The sequence below is a fragment of the Stenotrophomonas terrae genome (assembly GCF_039674165.1).
GTDB classification, from domain to species: Bacteria; Pseudomonadota; Gammaproteobacteria; order Xanthomonadales; family Xanthomonadaceae; genus Stenotrophomonas; species Stenotrophomonas terrae_A.
Genome location: NZ_JBDJMY010000015.1, coordinates 39643 through 64355 on the forward strand (window position 1 = coordinate 39643; position 24713 = coordinate 64355).

The following is a 24713-nucleotide window of genomic DNA, read 5'->3' on the forward strand; positions in this document are numbered from 1 at the left end:
AGCCCACGTCCTGCGTGGGCTCTTTGTTTGTGTGGCGGCACTGGGCTGGCCTGTCAGGGCGCCAGCAAACGCAGCCGCGATCAACGCGCGAGAAGGTCTGTAGTGCCGAGCCATGCTCGGCAAGGTTTTTACCCAGCCATGCTGAGCGAGGTTTTTACCCGTGAACCCCTGCCGAGCATGGCTCGGCACTACATGGATCTGCCGGTTGAACCATCGTCCGTAAGCGGAGCGTTGGTCGCGCGCATCAGCGGAAAGTGACAGTCACCGTGGCTGTCGCCGAGAACGGCCCCCACGCTGGTTTCTCATCCATCCAGAACAGCGCCGTCCTGAATTCGTGACGGTTAATGCCGTGGTTCACCGTGCCGAGGGGGATGGTCTTCTTCATCTGAATATAGCGCTCGCTGCTCGCGGGGTCGGACAACACGATGCCAAAGTTGCCGTTGCTGCGCGGCAGGATGATAGTGCCTTCGTGCACCCCGTTCGCGGTGTCGAAGGTGGCCATCAACATCTTTTGGCTGCATTGGCCGCCGGCGTTCGGGTGGGTCATGTCCACTTCAATCCAGAACGACATCTTGTGGGTCTCGCCTATATGGATGCTGGACGAGGGGATCCGGCCGAAGTCGACGGTGCTGCCGGAATTGGCCACGATCCGGATTTCGGGGTTGCAGGCAATGAAGCGAATGCGGCCCAGCCCGCCGATACCCGCGCGGAAGTTGGAGCCGGGGCTGGTATTCAAGCCGCCATCGCCGTCTACCTGGAACAGATCTAAACTGCGGCTGTTGTTGATCAGGCCATTGGCGGGCGGGGGGAATCCGGTTGCCTTGATGTAGATCGAGAAAGTGACACTCAGCACGTTGGATGTGGCGCAGCGTTCAGCCTTGGAAAGGTTCCAGTGCTTTTTGCAGTTGGCCCGGTTTGCCATAGGCATGGTGCCTGCGCCGACCAGCAGGCGCGCGGCCCCGCCGTTGATGCGGTAGTCGGTATTGGCGATGGTTACCCCGACCTCGATGGAGGGATGGAGCTGCGCGATGGTGTTGTCCGGGTCCCAATAGAAGAACGCGTACTCACCATCGGGCGCGGACTGTGCATCCAGGCAGCGGAAGCTGATGCTGAACTCCTCCGAGCGCCACAACAGCCTGCCGCGCACGGCATCGCCGCGGGAGATGACGATGTCGTTGAGCAGGTTGATCTGTTGATGGACTGTTTCGGAAAACGTTTCCTTGCAGGACATGGCCACCGCTGCCTGCGGTAGAAGCAACACGAGCAGCAGGCACAGGTTTCGAATCAGGTAAGTCATGGTCGATCTCGGGGTTGTGCACCGGATTGGGTGCATTGCAGGTCCACATGGCGATAGCCCTGGCTTTTGATGGCGCTGGCGGACAGCTGCAGCGAGGCCAGGTGCAGTTCACAGGCCTGGTAGGTTTCCTGCCCCCAGCGCACCGACAGGCTGTCGTCGGCACGCACGCCGCTGACGAACAGGGTTCCATCGGGGCCGGCCACGCCGCGCTTGTGGCCGTCGTGATCGAACACTTCCGCGCCCATCGGCACACGCTTGCCGTTGCCGAGCAGGGAATGGATCATCAGGTTGCTGCCACGGCGTGTGTCGAAATCCATGCGTACCAGAGCGCCACGGGTTGGCACCACCGTGCCGTTGATCCGGCTGGCATCGATGTCGGCACCCAGGTCATCGCTGCGCAAGGCCACGCGGTTGTTGCGGTAGGCGGCCACGCCGGAAATGACGCCATAACCGCGCCGGTCAAGGCGCACACCCGACTGGTTTTCCAGGCCGATGCCGGCGCCGTCGGTGGCATGCACCAGCACGTTGCTCGACTGCAAAGACTGCGCCAGGGTGAGGCCGTTGCCGTGCACCACCCAGGCCCCGCTGGCTCCCCAGTTCACCTGCTGGTAGTCACGCGCCCTGGTTGCGCCGAAGCTGAGGCTTCCTTTGCTGCCGGTGTAATTGGCATTGACCGCAGCGGAACCGCCGCGATCGGAACGGCCAAGGTTCAGCCCATAGCCAAGTTTTTCGCTGCGCAAGGCCGTGCCGTTGATGCCCGCCTGGTAGTTGCCACCCGAGTTGCGGGAGTGGCTGTAGGCACTGACGCCATTGGCGCGAACCGCGCCCCTGCGGCCCAGGGGAACGGTAAGCGACACCCCCAGGTTGCGATCGGAGTGTCCGTGGCGGCTGCGCGTATCACGAAAAAAAAGGCTGTAGTTGGCCGCGCCCAGGCGGCCATTGAAACCCAGATGAAGATTTCGTTCGCGTGCATGTGCGGCCCAATAGTTCTGGCTGCTGTAGCTGAAGTTGAGCGAGTAGTCGTCGAAAATGCGCTGGTCAACCGCGACTTCCAGGTGACTGCGCTTGTTCTGGTAGCGCGCGCTTGTTATTGCCTGCCGGGCCGGTGGACGCCAGACCGGCTTGGAGGATGTGGCGCTGTTGCTGGCGTCGAAGTCCTCGTCCCAGCGTTCGTAATGGTCATTGCGCCACTGTTCGCGCTCATTGGCCGCGTCGCTGAAGTCGTAGTAGCCCGAGGTGGAATAGCGGTGGCCGACGAGGCGGAACTCGGTGCCACGCGCGTTCAAGGATTTGGAGTAGAGCACGCGGTAGCTCTGGCCGCTGCGGTCGCCACCGCCGGCCAGCTGGGCGCGCGCGTGGCTGATGTCGATGGATGCCGAGCCGAAACGGCCCAGGTCATGCGCCACGCCCAATGCGATGGATTGGTAGTTCTGCGCCACCAGCAGGCCGCCATAAGGCGTGGCGCTGGAGGGAAGCCCGTGGGCGAGGGTGGCCTGCACAAACCCCGGTTGGTAGCGTTCCTCACCATTGCGCAGCGTGCCTGCGCTGAGCTCGTAGTGGGTCAGGCCTGGCCGGAGCATGGTTTCCACGGCGGAGAACGCCTGGCGATGGCGTTGCACCGCGCCGTCGGCGCCAATCACCGACACCTCCAGCTCGCCACTCATGCGATTGGGGACGATGTCCTTGATCTCGAAAGGCCCAGGGGCGACGTTGATGGAATGGATCAGGTGCCCGTCCTGCCGCACTTCGACGCGGCCGCCATTGATGGCCATGCCGCGAACCACCGGCGCATAGCTGCGTTGACTGAATGCGAGCATGTCATCGTCGTTGGCCAGTTTGGCGCCGCGGAAACGGACGCTGTCGAATACGCCGTAAGCGGTATAGCTGTCGCCGAGCACCAGTCGGCTGCGTTGCGAGCCCAGGTCGGTCTCGGCGCGGAAACTTCGTGATTGCCAGTGCGTGCGGTTGCCGGCGTTGCGGTCACTCGCCGTGCGGTTGAGGTTGGCAGTGTGACGCAGACGCCACATGCCAAGATTCAGCCCACTGTTGATCGAGGCATACAGGTAATTGCCGTTGTCGGCGTGTTCCTGCCGGTCATGCGAACCGTTCAAGGCATATTCGACCAGCAAGGCATTGATACCTTGGTCACGCAGGGCGTGACGGATGTAGCCACGCGGCAGCGTATGCAGATGCACCTGCGGCACCTGCAGGTCGAGTCGCTGCTGATTGCCGTTGTAACTCACCTGGCTCCCTGCCAACAGGGCCGGCAACGATTCACAGTGGGGTTGCCCCTGCGGGTCGCGCTGGCCGCTGGGTAAGCGAATGCTCCAGGCCCGCAAGCGTGCTTGGGTCAGGCAGGGCTGGACCTCGCCGTTGGGCAGGCGCTCGAAGTGGATATCCTCGCGGGCGATTTCATCGCCGTTGAGGTAAACCGAAAACGGGTACGTGCCGGGCAACACCGAGCCTGGGCTCGACAGCATGGCCACGTCGTCTTCGTTTTGCGCACCGCGCAGGAAGTCGAGGTTGAACTGGGGCGCCGCTACCGCAGTGCCGATACCCAGGGTATTGAGCGCGACGGCGAGCGGTGCCAAACGAGGGACAAGCATGTCCCTCCGCAGGGTGGCGCGGATTGTGCGAAGCATGGCTGGACTCTTTGACGCAGACGTCAGCGCGTCACGGCGACGTCTGCAAGTTCGGTGATGCCGCCGAAATCATTGATGTAGGAAAAGCGCAGTGTGCTGCGGCCGTGCAGATCGAGCGCCGCGGCCGGAACGCTCATCGACTGGCCGGGTGCAATCATGTCCAGGTCGACTTTCCTTTCGGGGCCGGCTGTTGCCTGGCCTTGCAGTTCAGCAAAGGTGATATGCAAGGAACTGCGATTTGTCACCTGCAGCTGGTCACCGGCCATGCGCCACTGAAGGGCATGGGCAGCCTCCTCCAGCGTGGTGTCGAGCGCGGCCGGTCGATAGAACAGCTTGATGCGGGTGCGGATGGCAACCTGCAGGACATTGCTGGCCTCGGAGCGCGGCGGTATCTCCTGCACATTTACCCAGAACAGCGATTCCCGGTCCTGCGGCAAACCGGTGCCCGAGTAGATCGCCCTGAGCACGGCCTGTTCGCCTGCGGACAACTGCATCAGCGGCGGCGTCAGCAGCATCGGCAGGTCTTTGCCTTCAGGCATGCCGTCCCCGTCATCAAGCCAGGTCTGCACCATGTAAGGCAGCGTGCTGCGGTTGCTCAGGGTGAGCGCAGCCGATGCCGCGTTGCCACTGTAGATCACGCGCGTGGTCTCAACGTGCACGGCGGCGGATGCGACCTGGCCGCCAATGCCGAAGACGATCAGCAGTGCCGTCAGCAAGTGCAGGGCAGGGCGTTGGAAGGGGAGGAAGTGTGCGGACATGGGAATGCTTGCTACCGGGAGGGACAGGGGACAACAGTGCTGCCGGACGGTGCCGGCAGCACTGGGTCTGCTTAGCGGTACTCGATCGAGAACGTCGAGTTGGCGTCCGCTGCGCCCGCGGTTACCTCTTTGGAGAAGGACTTGTAGCGCGCCTTCAGGTTGACCGTGGCAGTGCCGGTGGTACCGACGGTGACCACGGCCGGGTCCTTGATGTCCTGGTTGATCGGGAACAGGTTTTCGTTGTGGTCGAGGATTTCGATGCCGATGCCGTTCGCTGCGCTGACTGCCAGCAGTTCCGGGTGGCCGGTAGGAACAATGCCGTCAAAGCGCAGGGTGTAAGTGCCGGCGGCGCAATTCTGCAGGCCGATGCTGAAGCTCTTCGGCGCCGAGACATCACCCACGTTCTTGAACAGCGTGGTGGGGAACTTGCCGATGGTGACGGTCTGGTCGATGCTGGCGGTGGTGACGTCACAGGTGGACTGCACGATTTCGCCCTTGAAGGTGATCGAGCCCGACGCAGCCTGTGCGGAAGAGCACAGCAGTGCCGTCAACGCCAGGGCGGCGGCGCCCATCTTCAGAGCCGTGGGGGTGTTGCGCGTCATATGTAGTTCCTTTCAAAGTATTGATGCGAAGGCACGGTGGATCCGTTGCTCCGCGGGGTAGTCAGACGGAAGTGCGCAGGCAATGCCGGCGCAATCCTGTACTGAACAAGGTGATGCGCAAGGAAGGCACCCGGGGGCGGATGATGCAGAGGCCGTCTTGCATACACCCGCCTACGGAATAAGCCCGTCGGGGCAGGTGCGATGCAGTGCAGTGGCGGCGAAACGATGTCCTTGCGGTCGTAATCAGGCTGTAACCAAGCAGGTGCATAGTCTAGAAACGACAGTCGGCTTTGTTCAGCGGGATTGTTCGCCCTGCCTCACTGTGGTTTCACCCTTCTGCTCACTCCCTTCTCATCCATTGGGATGTAGGGAAACTACCCATGGCGCGTGGCCACGGCATACGCGAAAAGCGGATGGCACTCACGCCTTGTGGTCGCCGAATTCGCAGACAGAGCTTGGTGCTGCCCTGCGGTCAGTATGGCCGACGCTTTTTTCGGGCTGTAGGAAACTAGTCCGCTGGCATGGCGTCGCCATGCTGCTCTGCCACCAGTGCCAACCAGGCCTGCGCTGCGGCGGAGAGATAGCCGCCACGGCGCCAGGCCAAGGCCATCTTCCAATCAAGTTCCGGCTCATCCAGCGGCACCAGCACCACATCCGGTCGCAGCCTTGCCTGCGCGATCATCCGCGGCAGCATTGCCACGCCCAAGCCGGCCGCGACCAAGGCCACGATGAAGTCCGGTTGGGCACTACGGCTCACCTCACGCGGAGTGAAGCCGCGCGCCATGCAGGCCTGGATGATGCGGCGGTTGAGCATGAAGCCTTTTTCGAACAACACGAAGGGAACCTCAGCCAGATCCTGCAGTTGCAGGCTGGAGCGTGCTGCCAGCGCATGGTTGCCTGGCAACAGCGCGACCAGCGGCTCGGTGCGCACCGGTTGCCAATCCAGATCGTCGGCTACCGGCAGCAGGCTGGCGGCAAGCTCGATCTCGCCGGCGCGCAGGCTTTCCTCCAGTACCTCGCTGCCGCGTTCGAGCACGCGCAGTTCGATCTGCGGGTAGCGTTGACGGAAGCTGGCGAATACGGGGGCGAACAGCACATCGCTGCCCAACGAGGCCAGGCCCAGGTGAAGTTCGCCGCGCTGCAGGCCGCGCAACTCCTGCAGTTCGCGCAGCATGTCTTCGCGCTCACCCAGCACGGCCAAGGCGCGCCGGTAAACAATCTGGCCGGCCGGGGTCAGCCGCACGCCATGCCGCGAGCGTTCCAACAGTACTTCGCCCAGCTCGTCCTCCAGTTGCCGGACCGCCTTGCTGAGTGTGGGCTGGGTGGCAAAGGCCGCCTCGGCGGCAGCGGAGAAGCCGTCGTGGCGGACCACTTCGACCAACATGCGGAGCTGTCGGATATCCATTCTTAATTGGAATCCATGGGATGAATTGAATTCATTTTAATTATGGATGGCGGCGGCGTACATAGGAGGCATGGAAACGTTTCTGCTCTCGTTGCGCCGCGGTCGCCTGGGTTTGAAGCGCCGCTTGCGCCGCAGCACCTGGCTGCAGATTGGCCTGCTGGTTGGCATCTGGCTGTTGGCTGAGGGGCTGATGCGAACGTTGGGGGTTCCGGTGCCTGGCGGCATTGTCGGGCTGGTGGTGCTGCTGCTGGCGTTTGCGCTGCGCTGGCTGTCGCCGCGCTCGTTTGCGCAGGGCGCGCAATGGCTGGTTGCCGAAATGCTGCTGTTTTTCGTGCCGGCGGCAATGATCCTGCTCGACAACCGGCAGATGTTCGGTTGGCTGGGGCTGAAGTTGTTGCTGGTGGTGGTCGGTGGCACCGTGCTGGTGATGGCGGCCACCGCATTGACCGTGGAATGGTTGTTCCGTCGGAGTCAACGTAGTGAACGTTGAAGCGCTCATCACCCATCCGGCGCAGCTGCTGTGGCCGCTGTTCTGGGCCGTGGTCACGGTGGGCGCCTATGTGCTGGCCAAGGGGCTGTACCGCCGCGTCCAGCAGGGCTGGGCCTCGCCCTTGATCACCGCACCCTTGGTGTTGCTGGCGCTGGCACTGCTGCTGCATGCGAACTATCACGACTACCTGCGCGGCACGCATTGGCTGATGGCCATGCTGGGGCCGGCCACGGTTGCCTTCGCTGTGCCGATCTACGAGCAGCGGGCGTTGATCGCGCGGCATTGGAAGGTGCTCGGCGCCGGCGTGCTGGTGGGCAGTGTTACGGCGATCAGCGCGGCCTGGTTGATGGCCAGCGCGCTGCACCTGTCGCCCGAGTTGCGCCTGAGTCTGGCGCCGCGTTCGGTGACAACACCGTTTGCGATGGACGTGTCCGGACGCATTGGCGGCATCCCCGAATTGACCGCTGTGTTCGTGATCATCACCGGCATCTGCGGCTCCTTGTGCGGCCAGCTTCTGCTGAAGCTGTTGCCAGTGCGCAGTGCGATGGCGCGCGGTGCACTGTTCGGCATGGGTGCGCACGGCATGGGCGTGGCCAAGGCACGCGAGTTGGGCGAAAGCGAAGGGGCAATCGCCGGCCTGGTGATGGTGATGGCGGGCTTGGTGAATGTTGCCGCAGCGCCGTTGTTGGTGGCGCTGCTGTAACTGCTGGCTTACTCGCCGGGCTTGGCGGCGGCGATCGGGGCGTGGGTGGCCGCACGGCGGGACAGCACGGCTTCGCGATGGGCGATATAGGCGTTGGAACCCAGGATGATCAGCGCGCCAATCACCGTCCAGCGATCCAGTGTCTCGCCGAACAGCAGCCAGCCCATGACCACCACCAACGGCAACTGGGTGAAGCTGATCGGCGTGAGCGCGGACACTTCGCCCAGCTTCAGCGCCCGCGTCCAGAACAGCTGGCCGATGGTGCCCAGGACGCCCGTGGCAGCCAGCCACAACCAGGCGATTCCGGTCGGCCAGACCCAGACGAACAGCGCCGGTATCAGGGACAGTGGTACCCAGAACACATAGGTATAGAACACCACGGTATCGGGCCCGTCGATGCGGGTCAGCTGTTTGATCTGGATTGCGACCAGTGCACTGAGCACCGCCGCCAGCACCGCAACCAGACTGCCGAGTTCGAAGCCATGCGCGCCCGGGCGCACGATCACCAGCACGCCGATGAAACCGACGATCACGGCTGCCCAGCGACGGAAGCGGACCTTCTCGCCCAGCCACAGCACCGCGGCGATGGTGACGAACAGTGGCGTGGAATACGACAGCGAAATGGCCTGCGACAGCGGCAGGTGACCGATGGCCCAGAACGCGCACAGCATCGAGGCCAGGCCGATTGCGCTGCGCAGGAAATAGCGCGGCAGTTGCTGGGTTCGCAACGGCGCGTGGCCGGGGCGGATCAGCATGGGCAACAGCGCCAGCAGGCCGAAGCTGTTGCGGAAGAACGCAACCTCTTGTGTAGGCACGTAGCGGGTGGCCAGGCGGATTGCCACGGCCATCAGACCGAAGGCCATGGCGCTGCCGAACATCAGCAGGGCGGCGCGCATGGCGATGGAGCGGGGTGCGGCCAAGGCAGTGTTCACCAGCGGGCGCCGACCAACCTGGGTTCGGGTTCGATCGGTACGCCGAACTTCTCCAGCACGGCGGCTGACACGCGCCGCGCAAACGCCAGCAGTTCGCCACCGCTGGCGTTGCCATGGTTGACCAGCACCAGCGCGTGATTGGGGGACACGCCGGCATCACCGTCGCGCTGGCCCTTGAAGCCGGCCTTTTCAATCATCCATGCCGCCGAAACCTTGCGGTTGCTGTCGCCATTGCCGGGGAAAACCGGCAGCTCGGGATAGTGCTGCAGCAGCACGTCGACCTGTTCGAGCGGCAGGATTGGATTCTTGAAGAAGCTGCCGGCATTGCCCAGCACATCCGGGTCGGGCAGTTTGCGCCGCCGGATGGCGATGACCGCGTTGGCGACATCGGCCGAGACCGGGAATTCAATCCCCATGGCCTGCAGTTCCTCGCGGATGCCGGCGTAGTCCAGCTGCAGCTCGTGCAGCAGCGGCAGGCGGAACTCCACGGCTGTGATCAGGTAACGATCGGCCTCGTGCTTGAACACGCTGTCGCGGTAGGCGAACTGGCAGGCGTCCTGATCCAGGCGTACCCAGCACTGCTCCTGACGGTCCCAGGCTTCGACGGTCTGGATGAACTCGCCAACCTGGACGCCATAGGCACCGATGTTCTGGATCGGCGCGGCGCCGACCGTGCCGGGGATCAGGGCGAGGTTTTCCAGCCCGGACAGGCCTTCGTTCAACGACCACATCACCAGTTCGTGCCAGATCACCGCCGCGCCCGCGCGGACAATGGTGTGATCGGCGCGGTGTTCAAGTGCAGTGATTTCGCGGTTTTCGAATACCAGCACCACGTCTTCGGGGTCGGCGGCCAGCAACACGTTGCTGCCGCTGCCCAGCACCAGCAGGCCGGCGTCGGCTACCGCCGCCAGCGCTTCAGGCAGCGCAGCGGGGTCGGCGACACGCAGCATGCGCGGTGCGTGCGCGTCGACATGGAAGGTGTTGAGGTGGCGCAGCGATGCGTTTTCGGTCAGCGACCAGGCAGGGGTGGCAATCGTCATAGCGGTGCGACGGCGCCTCCGGACGGGGACTCGCGGCGGCGACGGATGGCATCGACGCAGTCGCCGATCAAGCCCGGGCCCTTGAAGATCAGCCCGCTATAGCACTGCACCAGGGCGGCGCCCGCCGCCATCTTTGCAACCGCATCGGCACCGGAGCTGATGCCGCCCACGCCGATCAGCGGCACCGACTCGGGCAGGCGCGCACGCAGGCGGCGCAGCACCAGGGTGGACTGGCCGAGCAAGGGCGCACCGGACAAGCCGCCGATTTCCTTGGCCAGCGGATCGGCCTCCACCGTGGGCCGGCCGATGGTGGTATTGGTGGCGATGACGCCGTCCACACCCAGTTCGCCGAGCACGCGCGCTGCGGCATCGATATCGCGGTCGCTCAGGTCCGGCGCCACCTTGACCAGCATCGGCACGCGGCGGCCATGCTTGGCGGCCAGCTGCTCCTGCGCTTCGCGCAGGCCGGCAACCAGGCGCCGCAATGCCTGCTCTTCCTGCAGCTCACGCAGGCCAGCGGTATTGGGCGAAGAGATGTTGACGGTGATGTAGTCCGCCAGGGGGTAGACCTTTTGCATGCAGATCAGGTAATCGGACAGCGCGTCTTCATTGGGCGTGTCCTTGTTCTTGCCGATATTGATGCCTAGCGGGCCGGGGCGATGCTTGACCGCCTCCACGTTCTTCACCAGCGCATCGACGCCGAGGTTGTTGAACCCCATGCGGTTGATGATGGCGTTGTGGCGCGGCAGGCGGAACAGGCGCGGTTTGGGGCTGCCTGCCTGCGGGCGCGGTGTGATGGTGCCGATTTCGACATAGCCAAAGCCCAGCGCAAACAGGGCTTCAATGTGCTCGCCGTTCTTGTCCAGGCCTGCGGCCAAGCCAACCGGGTTGGGGAAATCCAGGCCAAACACGGTGGTGTGGAGCGGCTTGATGCGGCCGGCAATCAGCGGCGTGGTGCCGGTGCGCCAGGCCAGATCCAGCGCGGACAGGCCCAGGCCGTGCGCGCGCTCGGCATCAAGGGTGAACAGGAAGGGACGGGCAATGGAATACATAAGCTCAGTTCAGCGTGCCGACAAAGGCGCGGGTTTGGTACTCGAAGGCGACCTTGCCATCGGCCGCGTGCGCGTCGAACAGACGCTGCAGGGCCTCCAGCATAGGCGCATGGCGGGGATGACCGGCTTGCGGGGCGTAGGAGGAAGACAGCAGACGACCACGCAATCCGTCGTAGTCCAGATGCTGCACATTGGGCAGATGCACCAGACCGCGCAGGCCGTCGCCGAACCATTCGCGCATGGTCTGATCGTCCTGGTAGCGCTCGGCAACTTCGGTGTAATCGGTGCCGTAATCCAGCAGCAGCTGCTCATAGCCGGCCAGGAAGGGTGAGGCGTCGAGCAGGCGCGAGTTCCAGTACACCAGCGCCAATCCGCCCGGACGCAGAATGCGCGCCCATTCGCGGCGCACGGCAGCGGTGTCGAACCAATGGAAAGCCTGCGCGGCGGAGACCAGGTCGGTGCTTTGGTCGGCCAGCGTGGTGGCCTCGGCGGTGCCGGCAACCAACTGCAGTTGCGGATAATCCGATTGCAGCCTTTGCTGCGCCGCTGTGCGCATCGCGGCATTGGGTTCCACCGCGGTCACCGGATGACCGGCGGCGAGAAACAGCTCGGTGGAAATGCCGGTGCCGGCGCCGATATCGGCGACCAGCGCAGAGCGGGGCAGGCCGATCTCCTCATGCAGCCAGCGCAGCAGTGTGGACGGATAGCCCGGGCGGTAGCGGACATAGTCCGCTACCCGGCTGCTGAAACGTTCGGTTGAATCGGATTGCCCCATGCCGGCCTCAGGAGTTCAGTGCCGCGATGCCAGCCAAGCCACCGAAGAACACGATGATGGCAATGAAGAAGATGATGCCGATCAACCACAGCGCGGTAGCGAGCCAGCCTAGGACCAGCCCGGCCACGGCCAGGCCGTCACCTTCCATCTGGCCGTTGCTGCGGCGGATTTCGCCGCGTGCCATATGGCCGAAGATGATCGCGCAGATGCTGCCGATGGCCGGCAACAGGGTCCAGCCGAGGATGCCGGCGACCAGGCTGATCACGGCGTAGCTGCTGGTCTGGCGAGGTGCAGGAATGCTCATCGGAAGCTCCGTTTCTGCTGTAGAAAGCCCCTCTCCCGCAAGCGGGAGAGGGGTTGGGGTGAGGGCAGCTTTTCAGCTGAGAACTCTCCCGGTTCAACGCCCTAGCCAAGGCCAGGGCAGACAACATCAAAGATCGAACTTGATGCCCTGGGCCAGCGGCAGCGAGTCGGAGTAATTGATGGTGTTGGTCTGGCGACGCATATAGACCTTCCACGCGTCCGAACCGGACTCGCGGCCACCGCCGGTGTCCTTTTCGCCACCGAAAGCGCCACCAATCTCGGCACCGGACGTACCGATGTTGATGTTGGCGATGCCGCAGTCGCTGCCGGCTGCCGACAGGAACTTCTCGGCGGTCTTCAGGTTCTGGGTGAAGATCGACGAGGACAGGCCCTGCGGCACGCCGTTCTGCATGTCGATGGCTTCGTCCAGATTGCTGTACTTCATCACGTACAGGATCGGCGCGAAGGTCTCGTGCTGGACGATTTCATCGCTGTTCTTCAGCCCGGTGACAATGGCCGGCAGCACGAAGTTGCCGGCGCGGTCGATGGCGGTGCCGCCAGTCTCGACGGTACCGCCGGCAGCCTTGGCCTTGGCGATGGAAGCCAGGAACTGCTGCACGGCTTCCGGGCTGTTCAACGGGCCCATCAGGTTGGCCGCATCGGTCGGATCACCGATCTTGCCTTCCACCTGCTTGTAGGCCTTGATCAGCGTGGCCAGCACGTTGTCGTAGATGGATTCGTGCACGATCAGGCGGCGGGTGGTGGTGCAGCGCTGGCCGGCAGTGCCGACGGCGCCGAACACGATGCCCGGCACGGCCAGCTTCTGGTCGGCGGTCTCGTCCATGATGATGGCGTTGTTGCCACCCAGTTCCAGCAGGCAGCGGCCCAGACGCTGGGCGACCTTCTGGTTGACGGCGCGGCCGACCTGGGTGGAGCCGGTGAAGGAGATCAGCGGCACGCGGCGGTCGTCGACCATCTTCTCGGACAGGGCGGTGCCGGCGTCGTTGATCAGGAAGAACAGGTTCGGGAAGCCGGCACCTTCGAGCGCGTCATTGCAGATCTTCATCGTCGCAATGGCGGTCAGCGGGGTCTTGTTGGACGGCTTCCAGATGCAGATATCGCCGCAGATGGCAGCCAGGAACGCATTCCAGCTCCACACCGCAACCGGGAAGTTGAAGGCCGAGATGATGCCGACCAGGCCCAGCGGGTGGTACTGCTCGTACATGCGGTGGCCGGGGCGCTCCGAATGCATGGTGTAGCCGTACAGCATGCGGCTCTGGCCCAGCGCGAAGTCGGCGATGTCGATCATCTCCTGTACTTCGCCGTCGCCTTCCGGCTTGGACTTGCCCATTTCCAGCGCGACCAGCGAGCCCAGCGCGTCCTTGTGCTTGCGCAGTGCTTCACCGCACAGGCGTACGGCTTCGCCACGGCGCGGGGCCGGGGTGGTGCGCCATACCTTGTAGGCTTCCTGCGCACGGGCGATGACGGTTTCGTAATCAGCCTCAGTGGTGGCCTGGACCTCGGCGATTACTTCGCCGGTGGTCGGGTTCTGCGGCTTGAGGACGCCCGCGCCGGTGGCGGCGGACCATTCCCCGTTGCCCATGTAGGTGCCAGCGTTGGTGGCATCCAGAGCCAAGGCCTTGAGCAGCTCGGAAGACATTCAAACTCCTGTTTCTTAACGTGATTTTGGCGCCGTCGGAGACTGCGGGTGGGGCGACGGAGTGAGTGCCACATAGTATCAGAGTGAACCGATTGGCCCCGGGCGCGCTGGTCTGGGGTTTGCCGCAGGCCGCCACGGGCTGCGACGGGGGCCGGCAGGGCTGATTTCGGGACGCCGGGAGCTGTCACTGACGGCCGTTTTCAGCCATATTCGCCACCCTTGGTTGGGGCTTCCCCGGTTTGAACAGGAAAGACAGATGAACGTGAAGATTTCGGATGGGGTAGTGGTTGGCAACAACCTGCCTTTCGTGCTGTTTGGCGGCCTGAATGTGCTGGAGGACCTGGATTCCACGCTGTATGCCGCAGAGCGCTATGTGGAGGTCACCCGCAAGCTGGGTATTCCGTACGTGTTCAAGGCCTCGTTCGACAAGGCCAACCGCTCCTCGATCACCTCCTTCCGCGGCGTCGGCCTGGAAGAAGGCCTACGCATCTTCGAGCAGGTGAAGCAGCGTTTCGGCGTGCCGGTGATCACCGACGTGCATGAAGTTGCCCAGGCCGCACCGGTGGCCGAGGTGGTGGACGTACTGCAGATTCCAGCCTTCCTGGCCCGCCAGACCGATCTGGTGACCGCCATCGCCCGTACCGGCCGTGCGGTCAACATCAAGAAGCCGCAGTTCCTCAGCCCGACCCAGATCAAGCACATCGTCAGCAAGATCCGCGAAGCCGGCAATGAGCAGATCATCCTGTGTGAGCGTGGCGCCCAGTTCGGCTACGACAACCTGGTGGTGGACATGCTCGGCTTCCGCGAGATGATCGAGGCGACCGGCGGCTTGCCGGCCATCTTCGACGTCACCCACAGCCTGCAGCGCCGCGACGCCGGCAGCGAAGCCTCTGGCGGACGTCGCCGCCAAGTGGTGGAACTTGCCCGTGCCGGCATGGCGGTCGGCATCGCCGGCTTGTTCCTGGAAGCCCACCCGGACCCGGACAACGCGCGCTGTGATGGCCCAAGTGCGCTGCCGTTGGATGTGCTGGAGCCGTTCCTGGCGCAGATCAAGGCGCTGGATGAGTTGGTGAAGGGCTTCCCGGTGTTGGATATCGCCTGATCGGCGGCAGTGCCGACCGCCGGTTCTGTCAGAGCGGGTGGTCGGCAGTTTGACCTGTTGCGAGTTTGCGTTCGCGCGATAGGCCGATAGCCACGAGTTTGGTAAATAAGGTTCGTGAAGGTGCAAGCACGGCGCCACTGACAGTTTTCGGCAGCGCTTGCGGGGTGCAGTTGCCCCCTGAGGCAAGAGGGAACAACGGAAATTTCCGGGCGCGCAGTCGTAGATTCCCTGCCAGCAACAACGAGTTATTGCTGCGTCGGGAACCAACTCGGTGGCGCACGGTGCCAGCGCCACGCGCTTTCGATGATGGGAGCCAGTTCAGTCCATTGTGGCTGCCAGCCAAGCAGTTCGCGCGCTTTCTGGCTTGAGGCAACCAGACTCGGCGGGTCGCCTGCACGCCGCGGTGCAATCTCGTAAGGAATGGCCTTGCCAACCACCGACGCTGCGGCACTGATCACCTCGCGTACGGAAAAACCTTGGCCATTACCCAGGTTGAACGCGTGCGCGCCCTCATGTTTGTCCATGAAATCCAATGCCAGCGCATGCGCCTGGGCGAGGTCCTGCACATGCACGTAGTCGCGGATGCAGGTGCCGTCGTGGGTAGCGTAGTCATCACCAAAGATCTTTAGCGCCGGGCCATCGGTCAGTGCAGCGCGTAATACGTTGGGAATGAGGTGAGTTTCGCACGCGTGCGCCTCGCCGATGCCGTGTTCGGGCAGGGCACCCGCCGCATTGAAGTAGCGCAGCGCCACCGAGCGCAGCCCATAGGCATGTGCAGCATCGGCGAAGACGCGTTCTGCCATCAATTTGCTGGCGCCATAGGGGTTGATGGGGAACGTGGGGTGCTCCTCATCAATGACCTCGCGGATAGGGTTGCCGAAAACTGCCGCCGTTGAAGAAAAGACCAGGCGTTGGACGCGATGGCGGCGCATGGCTTCTAGCAGATTAAGTGTACCGGTCACGTTGGCGGCGTAGTAGCGGTAGGGTTTGGTGATGGATTCACCTACCAACGAGCGCGCACAAAAGTGCATGACAGCGTCGAAACGCTGCTGCAGGAAGGCCCGCTCCAGTGATGCCGGGTCGAGCAGGTCGGCTTGGATAAGCTCGCCCCAACGGACTGCATCCTGATGGCCGGTTGAAAGGTTGTCCAGTACGGTGACGACGTGGCCATGTGCGGCTAACCATTGCGCCATATGGCTGCCGATGTAGCCAGCACCGCCACAGATGAGTATTTTTTTTACGTCCATGTGGGTAGCTCAACGTTCGTCGAGAATGTGGCCTTCCTGGTTGTTGCAGGTGGTGCGCTGGAACTGCAGCCAACGTCGTTCCACCAAGCTGCCAAACGCGAGCCGGAATCGCGCCGCGGAAAATGACTCCGCGTGCACGCGACATGCGTCTGCTGTGATCGGTACGGGCAAGGATTCGAAGCGTTCAACCGCCGCGATGATCGAATCGGCACTTTGCTCGCCAAACAGAATTCCGGTCCGCGCGCTGTCAGGCGCTGCGCGGACCGTCTCCAGAGAGCCGCCCTTGCCGTAGGCGATCACTGGCGTTCCACAGGCTTGGGCCTCAACGGGGATGATCCCGAAATCCTCCTCTGCAGCGAATATGAAGGCCTTGGCACGTTGCATATGGCTCTGCAAGGACTCGGAGGATTGGTAGCCCAGAATGGTGACATTGGATGTCGCCATCGATTGCAGTCGGGTGAGCTCCGGCCCGTCACCAATTACCACCAGCCTGCGCTTCGGCATCTTCGAAAAAGCCTCCACGATCAGGTCCATGCGTTTGTATGGGACCAGACGTGACGCGGCCAGGTAGTAGTCCTCCTTATTACGCTGCAGCGTGAAAGCATCCACATCAACTGGCGGATGGATTACCTCCGCGTCGCGACGGTAGACTTTCTGGATGCGACGGCTGATGAAACGGGAGTTGGCGACAAAAAAATCAACGCCAGCAGATGTCCGATAGTCCCAGATCCTTATCTTGTGCAGCAGCCATCTTGCCAGCCAGGACTTCAGTCCATGCTGCAGGTTTGATTCGCGCAGATACTGATGCTGCAGATCCCAGGCATAGCGGATCGGAGAGTGGACGTAGCTTATATGCAACTGATCAGGGCCAGTAAGTACACCTTTTGCGACAGCATGCGAGCTGGAAATTACGATGTCATAGGCGGAAAGATCGAGCTGCTCGATTGCTAAGGGCATCAGTGGCAACAAACTTCTATAGTGCTTTCTGGCGCCGGGCAATTTTTGTATGAATGAGGTCCTTGTGCGCGGGGCACCCAGTAGTGCTCTATCGGCATCGGACAAGAAATCAACTACAGAAAATATGTCTGCGGTCGGGTAAATTTTAATCAACTCAGACAGCACCCGCTCCGAACCGGCATAGGTGACGAGCCATTCGTGGACTATGCAGATTTTCATGGGATGGCCGTCACTGATTCGAACAGCGCCAGAAGACTGGATGCGGCACTCGCTGGGGTATATTCGGCGGCTGAGCTGGCGGCGCCGTGCTCCTGCTGATCTATCAGTTCAGGTTGCTCCTGCAGCAGGCGGATGATCGTTACCAGCGAGCCGTTCCCTGGCGTGTAGACGTAGCCATTTGTGCCCGATCGGATGATTTCCTTCTGGCCACCATGGCTGGATACGACAACGCATTTTCCATACGCCAAGGCTTCATAGGTGATCCTGGAGAGTGGCTCGTTCCAGAGCGATGGGATGACAACTACGTCAACCCGTCGAAAGAACTCAGCGCGATCAACCCGGCCGACGAAAGTTACGTCGTCGCCAGCAAACCTTTCCCGGAGGGAGATTGCATGTTCGCCGGAGACGGTTCCTGCAATCAGGATGCGTATGCCACCTGCGGCGAGCAAAGGTGACACTTCCTGTAGGAAGAGCTCGAATCCCTTTGAGGGTTGAATCTGGCCCATCACCCCGATGCTTAGCCATGGATTGGTGTGACGGGGTGATGGATGTGATTTTCCTTGATCTTCGGGCTGGCCAGCACCTGCATAGATGACCCGCGAGGTGGCGTCAGTGAAAGTTCTCGATGCCTTGAAAGTGTCAAGCAGTGCGGTGCTGTTGGCCGCTATTCCGCTGGCACAGCCGGCAATCGACCTGCGTAGGGAACAGCCAAGCCTGCACTTGACACAAGTGCCAGTGCAGTTTTTCCCCCGTTGAAAGCGCGATTGACGCAGGCAAATCCAAGCGTAGTCGCGTAGTCCGGCCACCACAGGAATGCCCAAGACCTTGGCAAGCAAAACGGACGCTCGGCCGATGCCGGGGAGGTTGTTGACGTAGACGACATCATATTTTTCACGGTACAGCAGGCGGAAGGTATGTAACGCCGCTCCGACCTGGAGGAAGCCGCCGAATTGCCAGCCAATTCGCATGAGAGAGCTGCGCCGTGCATGCAATGGCGATCCGCTTGAGAACAGCGTCCTTAGATAGTGGGTGCTCACGCCGTTGACTCGGGTGGGGTTGCCGCTGAGTTCATGCGCAACGGTCAGTACATCGACCTTCTGACCCAATTTGATCAGTGCCTCACATTGGAGACGGAGCGATTCTTCGGCTCCTCCTACTTCGTAGGGATAATAGAAATTGTTGACTACAAGAATCTTCATCTTGGAAAGCGGAATCTAAGGGTCAGGGAAATCACGATGATCAGGGTAGTCAGCACGAAAACCCTGGCCGTGGTGGAGGGAGAAAGAATGTCCGGTGACAGCAGCAGCAGGAATGGTGCGCCTGCGGCCCACGCGACGCTGTGGCCGGATCTTGTCATTACGTAGGCAAAGAAGAGGCCTGAAATAACGCCAAAAATTGGGATTAGTATCGCGCCCCCGGTGAAGTAGGCCAGCCCGTGAGGGCCGATGGGCAGTCCCCAATTAACGCGGTCCGTATTGGCCAGTAACACCCCAATTGTGGCTGCTTCATCAGTAACCGGTTTTTCTTTCCAGACAGCCCTAGGTACCGGTGCGAGCACAGCAGAAGCAACTATCTCGTTACCGGAGAACGGCACGACATCGCGACGGAGCAGTGAGAGCAGGCTTGGAAAGTTGTCGGCCGCGCCGGTGTCCATCACTAACCTCGATAGCACACCCGCAGAAGCGTGATACTGCGCCGAAAGCTGCGCGGACCGATAGCTTCCCAGCGCACTTACGAACGCCAATGCCAAGGCGGCCATCAGCAGGACTCTGCCGACCGGGATGCGCTTTGAACCCGATATCCACAACATGCATATCGGAATAATTGTCGAGAACAAGGCATAACTGCGGCCTCCGAGAAGTGCAAGTTCGCAGAAAATTATTGTTGCCAGAAACCAGCTGAGTTTCTTTCTCCCACACAGGAACAACAGCGCGGCGCCAATAGCGCCGGCGCCGACGACGACCCGCAGAAATCCGATCCCAAAGTAAACCTCGTGACGGTTGCTCATGCTGGCGAGCATCTTCGCTGCTCCGCCGACCTCTATGGTTATCACGATGAAACCTATCTGGGACAGAGCGACCAGACCGGTAGATACGATTCCGATCCACGTTCTATTTTCATTCGCGACTTGGCTGATCTGCATTCTTAGGTAACGACCTGAGAATGCAGACGCCGTCGCTATGAAGGACGCGGTCCACAGCAACAGCATCAGCAACGCCTGGCCGCGAAGCTGCGCGGCGTCGGAGCCAATTTCCGGCGCATATCGCAAAGGACGCCCGTCGAAGATAGCCAGTGCGATATCCGCAGCGTAGAGCGCCTTCAGCGAAAGAATGATAGCCAGCCAATCGCGAGGGATATCTGATCGGACACAGGCCAATAAGATCGCGAAAAGGAGCGTCGCGCAGAGTGCCGCTGATACTGGTAGCACCAATGGGAACGATGCGGCAAGCGTGCCGACGCCAATGATGGTCGAGCACAAGGCAAGGTTGTATCGGTATCGAAAGTTGCACATCATCGTGCCATCAGCCTGGCAAGCTGCACGCCAATGCTTGTGGAGAATGCGAACAGGAGGTAGGCGAGGTCGGCTGATACTCCGAAGCTCAGTAGTCCGGAAAGAATAAGGAATGCTACGGTTCCAACGCTGTATACATACGCTGATTTTTGATTGATGTGCAGCCGGTAGGCCCACCATTGGCTGCACGCCAGTACAATGGACGCGCAGAGTATCTTTGGCAGGGCACCTTCCAGGCCAAGCCCGGCCGCTCCAGCTACCGCCATCACTCCAAAGCTGGGTCTGTCCAGCTTCCTTGACCACGGCTCAAGTTGCCCTGGATGCTTGATCCTCGGTAAAACCAAGGTAGTCAAAATTGCGCCAGCTGCAGACTGTATCGCGGCCGCCGCAAGCAGTGAATTGTGAATGAGCCCAAACGCTGCGCTAGGCGCAGCGAAGGAACGCACAAGATTCTGATCATTGCGGTAGATCGAAGAGGATGCGATGCCCAACAGCAGTGAGCGCGTCTCTGCTTTGCTCAGCGAGCGAGAAGTGGAACTGCTCCGTCTTATCGCGTTTGCGGCTGAGCGCAGTGTATGAAAGAGGTGGATGCAGCCACCGCAGATGATGATGGTATCGATACCCGGTTTATGGAAAAGGCGAGCAACTGCAACGGATACGGCAAAAATGAATACATTCCTGAGGCACATATTCTGGAAGTAACTGCTACTGTTATCGCGTGTGAGCAGATGCGCGTTCTCAAGGGAGAATCCTGCGCCCACCATCAAGCCCACGATAAAAATAACGGGAACCCCGAGGGTCGAAGAGTTGGCGGGCACGAGCGCGAGCAAGCACGCGATAGTGCCAGCTCCGGTCAGCAGAACACCGGAGACTACTGGGATCTCGTACGTCACTCCTTTTGCCAATGTCGCCTGGAATGCGGCGCTCTGGCCCACTTGGATCGCGGTCAGGAAAAAGCTCATGCCAAGGTAGAAGTCAGTACCAGCGTGCGGAATCAGCCAAGCACCCACGTGAGTGGACTGAAGGAACAAGGGCAATGCGACAGCAGCGCCGTACCAGAGGAGCTTAGCTATTGCTTTCATCGGGCCTGAGAATCGTACCGGGGGGAACTCTAGTGTTCGCAGGAATATGTACGTCGCCAATGACAGTGACGTTTGGGTAAAGGGTGGTTCGGTCGCCGATCGTTGGGTAGTTGTTTTTCAGTCTGCCAAGCGTAGTGCCGTGATACAGCGTGATGTTTGCGCCCATTCGAGTACCTTCGCCAATGACAATGCAGAGTGGATGTGGCAGATAGAGTCCGGGGCCGATTACGGCACCTTTGCCAACATCTATTCCAAAGAAAGAAAGCAGTGCATTGCGGGCGAATGAGTGCAGAAACACGTTTTCGAGCAGCGTAATCCTGATCAGGAATACTGCCCTTATCGAGGGGTTTGCCGCCACGCGAAGAAAAGTTCCGAAGCCCCTGCGCTCGGAGTAGATCCGTTCGACATCGGTTCTCACAATTGAAATTAGTTCTTTGGTGCTGGAAATCAAAGTGAATGCTCGATGTGGGTTGGCGACTGTGGTCCCATCCACTGTCAGGACGTCAGCGAGGGTGCTCCTATAGGCGACTTAGTCCGTTCCGAAAAGGTCACGGGTAAACACTTTGTGAGAGACGGCGGCAAGATCGTTAGTCATCCGGTTGGTGATTATCATGTCTGCCTCATTCGTAAAGGCATCGATGTCGTTCACCACGCGTGAATTGAAGAACGATTCGCAGGCAAGGCCTGGCTCGTAGATAACGACCTCTATGCCTTTTGCCTTCAGGCGTTTCATGACCCCTTGAATGCTTGACGCCCGAAAATTGTCTGAGCCAGCCTTCATGATCAAACGATGGATTCCGACGGTGCTCGGCTTATTGGCGGCGATGCTGTCGGCGATGAAGTCCTTACGCGTTGTATTGGAGTCCACGATCGCGCGGATCAGGTTCTGTGGAACATCGCGATAGTTGGCGAGTAGCTGCTTGGTGTCCTTCGGGAGGCAGTAACCGCCATAGCCAAACGATGGGTTGCTGTAATGCATGCCGATGCGTGGGTCGAGCCCGACACCATCGATGATCTGACGCGTATCCAGGTTGTGACTCGCAGCATAGGTGTCCAGTTCATTGAAGAACGCCACCCGCATTGCCAGATAGGTATTGGCAAACAGCTTGATAGCCTCGGCTTCTGTCGAGTTGGTATGAATCACTGGTGCAGTATCGGAAGCGGCGCCCTGCTGGAGTAGCGCGGCAAAAAGGTACGCTTGCTCGGATGTGTCGCCTATGATAATTCGGCTGGGATGAAGATTGTCGTGCAGCGCTTTCCCTTCGCGTAGGAACTCCGGCGAGAAAAACAGGGCTCCAGGTGTCGATTGGCGAAGTCGTTCAGTGTAGCCAACCGGGACCGTGGACTTGATCACGATCGTTGCCTTTGGATTTATTTCCTTAACGTCGGCGACTACCGCTTCCACCGTGCTCGTATCGAAATAATTGCTGTCCGGATCGTAGTCGGTTGGAGTTGCGATGATTACAAAGGACGCATCGGAATAGGCCTTTGATTTGTCCAGAGTGGCTCGTAAGTTGAGATTGCCCAGCTCAAGGCGGTGCTGGATGTCGGCATCCTCAATTGGAGAGCAGCCGCGGTTGATTGCGTCGACTCGCGCAGGGTCGATATCCAGCGCGGTTACGTGATGATGTTGTGCGAGTAGGACGGCGTTGGAAAGGCCAACGTAGCCTGTTCCTGCAACGGCAATTTTCAGTGGCGTGCGTATGTATTCGTGAATGGTTGTAGCTGGCTTCATGGGTGCGACTCAGTACGCGTTCTTATGTAAAAAGCCCTTGAAAAGGGTCGCAACAATGATTCGAAGGTCAAACCCCAACGACCAGTTCTCGATATAGAAAAGGTCGCACTCGATGCGCTTGTGCAGGTCGGTGGAGCCGCGCCAGCCGTTGACCTGGGCCCAGCCGGTGATGCCCGCTTTCACCATGTGCTTCTTCATGTACGCGGGAATTTCGTGCTTGAACTGGTGCACGAATACCGGCCGCTCCGGTCGCGGGCCCACAATCGACATGTCGCCGCGCAATACATTCAGGAACTGCGGCAGCTCGTCCAGGCTGGTCTTGCGCAGGAAGGCGCCAACCTTGGTCGCGCGATTCTCGCCGGCCTTGGCCCAGACTGCTCCGGTACCGGTTTCAGCATCCACCGGCATCGAGCGGAACTTGAGCATCTGGAAAGTGCTGTTGTTCCAGCTCATGCGCTCCTGGCGGTAGAACACCGGGCCGGGGGAGCTCAGCTTCACGGCGATTGCGATTGCCAGCATCAGCGGCGAAATCATCAGCAGGATCACGGCCGCCAGGAGGCGGTCTTCCAGCGCCTTGAACAGGCGTGCGCGCCCCTGCAGCGGCGTCTGCTGCAGGTTGATGACGGGCAGGCCCGCCAGCTGCTCTATCGAATGATTGAGCAGGTGAATGCCGAACATGTCGGGAACGAACTTGATGTCGGCCGTTGCATGCTGCAGTTGATTCAAGGCCAGCGCTATCTGCGCCTCGTCGCGCATCGGCAGCGCGATCCAGACCTGATCGATGGCATTGCTTTCAACGTAGCTTCCCAGGTCGTCCAGCGTGCCCAGTAGCTCGGTTGGGCCGTCGATGACGCAACGGTCGGCGCGAGTCGAAAACCAGCCGCGGATGGTGATGCCTGCCCAGCTGTTTTCACGCAGTGTGTCGATGATTTTCTGCGCATCAGGGGTGGCGCCGACCAGTACGGCGGTGCGCAGGTCGTTGCCGCGCGCGCGCGCCCACGCCGCAGCGGAACGTACCAGCAGACGTGACAGCAACACGGCGCACGCGCTCAGCCAGAACCACTTCTGTACCCAAAGCATTGCCTGGCTGTCAGCGACCTGGATCGCGATGACGTATGCGAACAAGGCGCCAAAAATCAGCAGCCATTTCAGCAGCAGTTGTGCCAGTTCTGCGAGCAGGCTGCGGCCGCGCCAGCTGGAGTAGAGCGACGAGGTGCCAAGTACGAGCAGGCTCAGCAACATCGTGATGGCGATCAGACGCCAGTAGTTGACCGACAGCAGCAGATCGCCAAATTGCAGCCGGTAAGCCGCCAGTGCGGTGCAGATCAGGAGCAGTGGGTCGCTGATTCTGAGAATGATCCCAAATGTTGTTGTCAGGCGCCCGGAAGGGGCTCTCCATTGCTCAAGATGGGATTGGGAGGAGGCGGTCCACATGGAAATCTTCTTTCTTCCTTGAATTCAACAACGGGCAGAAGTTGCAAGAAATCCAATCAAGGCCTTGATAACGCGAGGAATTTCAATCTTCGCGGGAATGCATGGTTTCACTTGCTCTCTTATTGTATCAGTTTGTTTCAGAGGGTACACTTGCGCGCTTCCCGATCCCGGCGTGCCTGTGTCCACTGCGCTTGTTTCAACACCGGCGCGTTTCAGCGGGCCGGAGGCGGGGAGGCCATGCAGTTGCCGTTTCGGCATTGCGCAACGCGGCGCGTCCGCATAGATGCTCCGAGGTTTGCAGGTGTTCAAAAAACCGTTGCTTGTCTGTGTCGGCAACATCTGTCGCAGCCCTACCGCCGAGATTCTTGTGCGTCACGCGTTGCAGGGACGGGAAGGCGTGCAGGTGGCGTCGGCCGGTCTGCATGCGTTGGCCGGCCACGCCATTGACCCGATGGCGGCGGTGCTGTTGCGCGAGCGTGGCCACGATCCGCAGGCGCATCGGGCCCGGCAGGCAACGGCGTCGATGTTGAGTGCCGCTGACCTGATCCTGGTGATGGAGCGGGCGCACGTGGTGAAGATTGCGCGCGAGTGGCCGCAGGTAAGCGGAAAAACCTTTCTGCTCGGGCATTGGGACAGCAGTGAAGTGCCTGATCCGTATCGGCAGGGGCGCATCGCCTTCGAGCACGCCTATGGCCTGATCGAACAAGGTGTTGCGCGCTGGGGCAAGTACATCGCTTAGGCGCGTGTTGGCGCAGTCATCTATCAG

23 protein-coding genes are annotated in these 24713 nt (G+C 61.1%); 4 read left to right on the plus strand and 19 right to left on the minus strand.

Going from position 1 to position 24713, the window contains the following annotated elements:
• Positions 1–244 precede the first annotated feature (244 nt).
• The 5 genes from ABE493_RS09060 to ABE493_RS09080 all read right to left on the minus strand — a co-directional run bounded on the left by ABE493_RS09060 (position 245) and on the right by ABE493_RS09080 (position 6704).
• Positions 245–1297: a fimbrial protein gene (locus ABE493_RS09060; protein WP_346498603.1), complete on the minus strand. Its 1053-nt coding sequence runs from the start codon at positions 1295–1297 to the stop codon at positions 245–247.
• Positions 1294–3903: a fimbria/pilus outer membrane usher protein gene (locus ABE493_RS09065; protein ID WP_346498604.1), complete on the minus strand. Its 2610-nt coding sequence runs from the start codon at positions 3901–3903 to the stop codon at positions 1294–1296. Before ABE493_RS09065 ends, ABE493_RS09060 begins: the two co-directional genes overlap by 4 nt.
• A gap of 59 nt (positions 3904–3962) precedes the next feature.
• The gene (locus ABE493_RS09070; protein ID WP_346498605.1) at positions 3963–4697 is read right to left on the minus strand and encodes a fimbrial biogenesis chaperone; all 735 of its coding nucleotides are present in this window, start codon (positions 4695–4697) and stop codon (positions 3963–3965) included.
• Positions 4698–4768: 71 nt separating this feature from the next.
• A complete protein-coding gene (locus ABE493_RS09075; protein ID WP_346498606.1) occupies positions 4769–5299 on the minus strand; it encodes a fimbrial protein in 531 nt (176 codons plus the stop codon).
• Positions 5300–5807: 508 nt separating this feature from the next.
• Positions 5808–6704, minus strand: coding sequence for a LysR family transcriptional regulator (locus ABE493_RS09080; protein WP_346498607.1), 897 nt, complete (start codon positions 6702–6704; stop codon positions 5808–5810).
• Between the two features lie 70 nt (positions 6705–6774).
• Here ABE493_RS09080 and ABE493_RS09085 point away from each other — a divergent pair, with 70 nt between their 5' ends.
• Complete coding sequence (locus tag ABE493_RS09085; protein WP_346498608.1) at positions 6775–7194, plus strand: CidA/LrgA family protein; 420 nt, start codon at positions 6775–6777, stop codon at positions 7192–7194.
• Positions 7184–7897 carry an LrgB family protein gene (locus ABE493_RS09090; protein ID WP_346498609.1) on the plus strand — a complete coding sequence of 238 codons (714 nt, stop codon included), beginning with the start codon at positions 7184–7186 and terminating at the stop codon, positions 7895–7897. The genes ABE493_RS09085 and ABE493_RS09090 overlap by 11 nt, the downstream gene beginning before the upstream one ends.
• Before the next feature lie 8 nt (positions 7898–7905).
• Here ABE493_RS09090 and ABE493_RS09095 read toward each other — a convergent pair whose 3' ends face one another.
• The 6 genes from ABE493_RS09095 to amaB form a co-directional block, all read right to left on the minus strand.
• Positions 7906–8793 (minus strand): DMT family transporter, encoded by an 888-nt coding sequence (locus ABE493_RS09095; RefSeq protein WP_346498651.1) that lies wholly within the window; start codon positions 8791–8793, stop codon positions 7906–7908.
• A gap of 32 nt (positions 8794–8825) precedes the next feature.
• Positions 8826–9869: a UDP-N-acetylmuramate dehydrogenase gene (murB, locus tag ABE493_RS09100; protein ID WP_346498610.1), complete on the minus strand. Its 1044-nt coding sequence runs from the start codon at positions 9867–9869 to the stop codon at positions 8826–8828.
• The gene (locus ABE493_RS09105; protein ID WP_346498611.1) at positions 9866–10921 is read right to left on the minus strand and encodes a quinone-dependent dihydroorotate dehydrogenase; all 1056 of its coding nucleotides are present in this window, start codon (positions 10919–10921) and stop codon (positions 9866–9868) included. Before ABE493_RS09105 ends, murB begins: the two co-directional genes overlap by 4 nt.
• 4 nt (positions 10922–10925) lie before the next feature.
• Positions 10926–11696: a class I SAM-dependent methyltransferase gene (locus tag ABE493_RS09110; RefSeq protein WP_346498612.1), complete on the minus strand. Its 771-nt coding sequence runs from the start codon at positions 11694–11696 to the stop codon at positions 10926–10928.
• A 7-nt stretch (positions 11697–11703) separates the two neighbouring features.
• Entirely contained in the window at positions 11704–12000 is a 297-nt protein-coding gene (locus ABE493_RS09115) for a DUF4190 domain-containing protein (RefSeq protein ID WP_346498613.1), read from the minus strand.
• Positions 12001–12126: 126 nt separating this feature from the next.
• The gene (gene amaB / locus ABE493_RS09120; RefSeq protein ID WP_346498614.1) at positions 12127–13659 is read right to left on the minus strand and encodes an L-piperidine-6-carboxylate dehydrogenase; all 1533 of its coding nucleotides are present in this window, start codon (positions 13657–13659) and stop codon (positions 12127–12129) included.
• A 256-nt stretch (positions 13660–13915) separates the two neighbouring features.
• Between amaB and kdsA the strand changes: the two genes are divergently transcribed.
• Entirely contained in the window at positions 13916–14761 is an 846-nt protein-coding gene (kdsA, locus tag ABE493_RS09125) for a 3-deoxy-8-phosphooctulonate synthase (protein ID WP_346498615.1), read from the plus strand.
• 245 nt (positions 14762–15006) lie between these two features.
• Here kdsA and galE read toward each other — a convergent pair whose 3' ends face one another.
• From galE to ABE493_RS09165, 8 genes are all read right to left on the minus strand, one after another.
• Positions 15007–16008, minus strand: a complete 1002-nt coding sequence (gene galE / locus ABE493_RS09130; RefSeq protein ID WP_346498616.1) for a UDP-glucose 4-epimerase GalE — start codon at positions 16006–16008, stop codon at positions 15007–15009.
• 9 nt (positions 16009–16017) lie between these two features.
• Positions 16018–17184 (minus strand): glycosyltransferase family 4 protein, encoded by a 1167-nt coding sequence (locus ABE493_RS09135; protein WP_346498617.1) that lies wholly within the window; start codon positions 17182–17184, stop codon positions 16018–16020.
• Positions 17181–18383, minus strand: a complete 1203-nt coding sequence (locus tag ABE493_RS09140; protein WP_346498618.1) for a glycosyltransferase — start codon at positions 18381–18383, stop codon at positions 17181–17183. The genes ABE493_RS09135 and ABE493_RS09140 overlap by 4 nt, the downstream gene beginning before the upstream one ends.
• Positions 18380–19699 (minus strand): hypothetical protein, encoded by a 1320-nt coding sequence (locus ABE493_RS09145; protein WP_346498619.1) that lies wholly within the window; start codon positions 19697–19699, stop codon positions 18380–18382. Before ABE493_RS09145 ends, ABE493_RS09140 begins: the two co-directional genes overlap by 4 nt.
• Positions 19696–20778 carry a hypothetical protein gene (locus tag ABE493_RS09150; RefSeq protein WP_346498620.1) on the minus strand — a complete coding sequence of 361 codons (1083 nt, stop codon included), beginning with the start codon at positions 20776–20778 and terminating at the stop codon, positions 19696–19698. The genes ABE493_RS09145 and ABE493_RS09150 overlap by 4 nt, the downstream gene beginning before the upstream one ends.
• Positions 20762–21229 (minus strand): serine O-acetyltransferase, encoded by a 468-nt coding sequence (locus tag ABE493_RS09155; RefSeq protein ID WP_346498621.1) that lies wholly within the window; start codon positions 21227–21229, stop codon positions 20762–20764. The genes ABE493_RS09150 and ABE493_RS09155 overlap by 17 nt, the downstream gene beginning before the upstream one ends.
• 78 nt (positions 21230–21307) lie before the next feature.
• The gene (locus ABE493_RS09160; RefSeq protein WP_346498652.1) at positions 21308–22471 is read right to left on the minus strand and encodes a nucleotide sugar dehydrogenase; all 1164 of its coding nucleotides are present in this window, start codon (positions 22469–22471) and stop codon (positions 21308–21310) included.
• A 51-nt stretch (positions 22472–22522) separates the two neighbouring features.
• Positions 22523–23947: an undecaprenyl-phosphate glucose phosphotransferase gene (locus tag ABE493_RS09165; RefSeq protein WP_346498622.1), complete on the minus strand. Its 1425-nt coding sequence runs from the start codon at positions 23945–23947 to the stop codon at positions 22523–22525.
• 301 nt (positions 23948–24248) lie between these two features.
• Between ABE493_RS09165 and ABE493_RS09170 the strand changes: the two genes are divergently transcribed.
• Complete coding sequence (locus tag ABE493_RS09170) at positions 24249–24686, plus strand: low molecular weight protein-tyrosine-phosphatase (RefSeq protein ID WP_346498623.1); 438 nt, start codon at positions 24249–24251, stop codon at positions 24684–24686.
• The last annotated feature ends 27 nt before the right edge of the window (positions 24687–24713 follow it).

Coding starts and splice junctions, on each gene's coding strand:
- ABE493_RS09060 (WP_346498603.1), bottom strand. CDS start 1,297: ATGACTTACCTGATTCGAAACCTGTGCCTGCTGCTCGTGTTGCTTCTA.
- ABE493_RS09065 (WP_346498604.1), bottom strand. CDS start 3,903: ATGCTTGTCCCTCGTTTGGCACCGCTCGCCGTCGCGCTCAATACCCTG.
- ABE493_RS09070 (WP_346498605.1), bottom strand. CDS start 4,697: ATGTCCGCACACTTCCTCCCCTTCCAACGCCCTGCCCTGCACTTGCTG.
- ABE493_RS09075 (WP_346498606.1), bottom strand. CDS start 5,299: ATGACGCGCAACACCCCCACGGCTCTGAAGATGGGCGCCGCCGCCCTG.
- ABE493_RS09080 (WP_346498607.1), bottom strand. CDS start 6,704: ATGGATATCCGACAGCTCCGCATGTTGGTCGAAGTGGTCCGCCACGAC.
- ABE493_RS09085 (WP_346498608.1), top strand. CDS start 6,775: ATGGAAACGTTTCTGCTCTCGTTGCGCCGCGGTCGCCTGGGTTTGAAG.
- ABE493_RS09095 (WP_346498651.1), bottom strand. CDS start 8,793: ATGCGCGCCGCCCTGCTGATGTTCGGCAGCGCCATGGCCTTCGGTCTG.
- murB (WP_346498610.1), bottom strand. CDS start 9,869: ATGACGATTGCCACCCCTGCCTGGTCGCTGACCGAAAACGCATCGCTG.
- ABE493_RS09105 (WP_346498611.1), bottom strand. CDS start 10,921: ATGTATTCCATTGCCCGTCCCTTCCTGTTCACCCTTGATGCCGAGCGC.
- ABE493_RS09110 (WP_346498612.1), bottom strand. CDS start 11,696: ATGGGGCAATCCGATTCAACCGAACGTTTCAGCAGCCGGGTAGCGGAC.
- ABE493_RS09115 (WP_346498613.1), bottom strand. CDS start 12,000: ATGAGCATTCCTGCACCTCGCCAGACCAGCAGCTACGCCGTGATCAGC.
- amaB (WP_346498614.1), bottom strand. CDS start 13,659: ATGTCTTCCGAGCTGCTCAAGGCCTTGGCTCTGGATGCCACCAACGCT.
- kdsA (WP_346498615.1), top strand. CDS start 13,916: ATGAACGTGAAGATTTCGGATGGGGTAGTGGTTGGCAACAACCTGCCT.
- galE (WP_346498616.1), bottom strand. CDS start 16,008: ATGGACGTAAAAAAAATACTCATCTGTGGCGGTGCTGGCTACATCGGC.
- ABE493_RS09135 (WP_346498617.1), bottom strand. CDS start 17,184: ATGAAAATCTGCATAGTCCACGAATGGCTCGTCACCTATGCCGGTTCG.
- ABE493_RS09140 (WP_346498618.1), bottom strand. CDS start 18,383: ATGAAGATTCTTGTAGTCAACAATTTCTATTATCCCTACGAAGTAGGA.
- ABE493_RS09145 (WP_346498619.1), bottom strand. CDS start 19,699: ATGATGTGCAACTTTCGATACCGATACAACCTTGCCTTGTGCTCGACC.
- ABE493_RS09150 (WP_346498620.1), bottom strand. CDS start 20,778: ATGAAAGCAATAGCTAAGCTCCTCTGGTACGGCGCTGCTGTCGCATTG.
- ABE493_RS09165 (WP_346498622.1), bottom strand. CDS start 23,947: ATGTGGACCGCCTCCTCCCAATCCCATCTTGAGCAATGGAGAGCCCCT.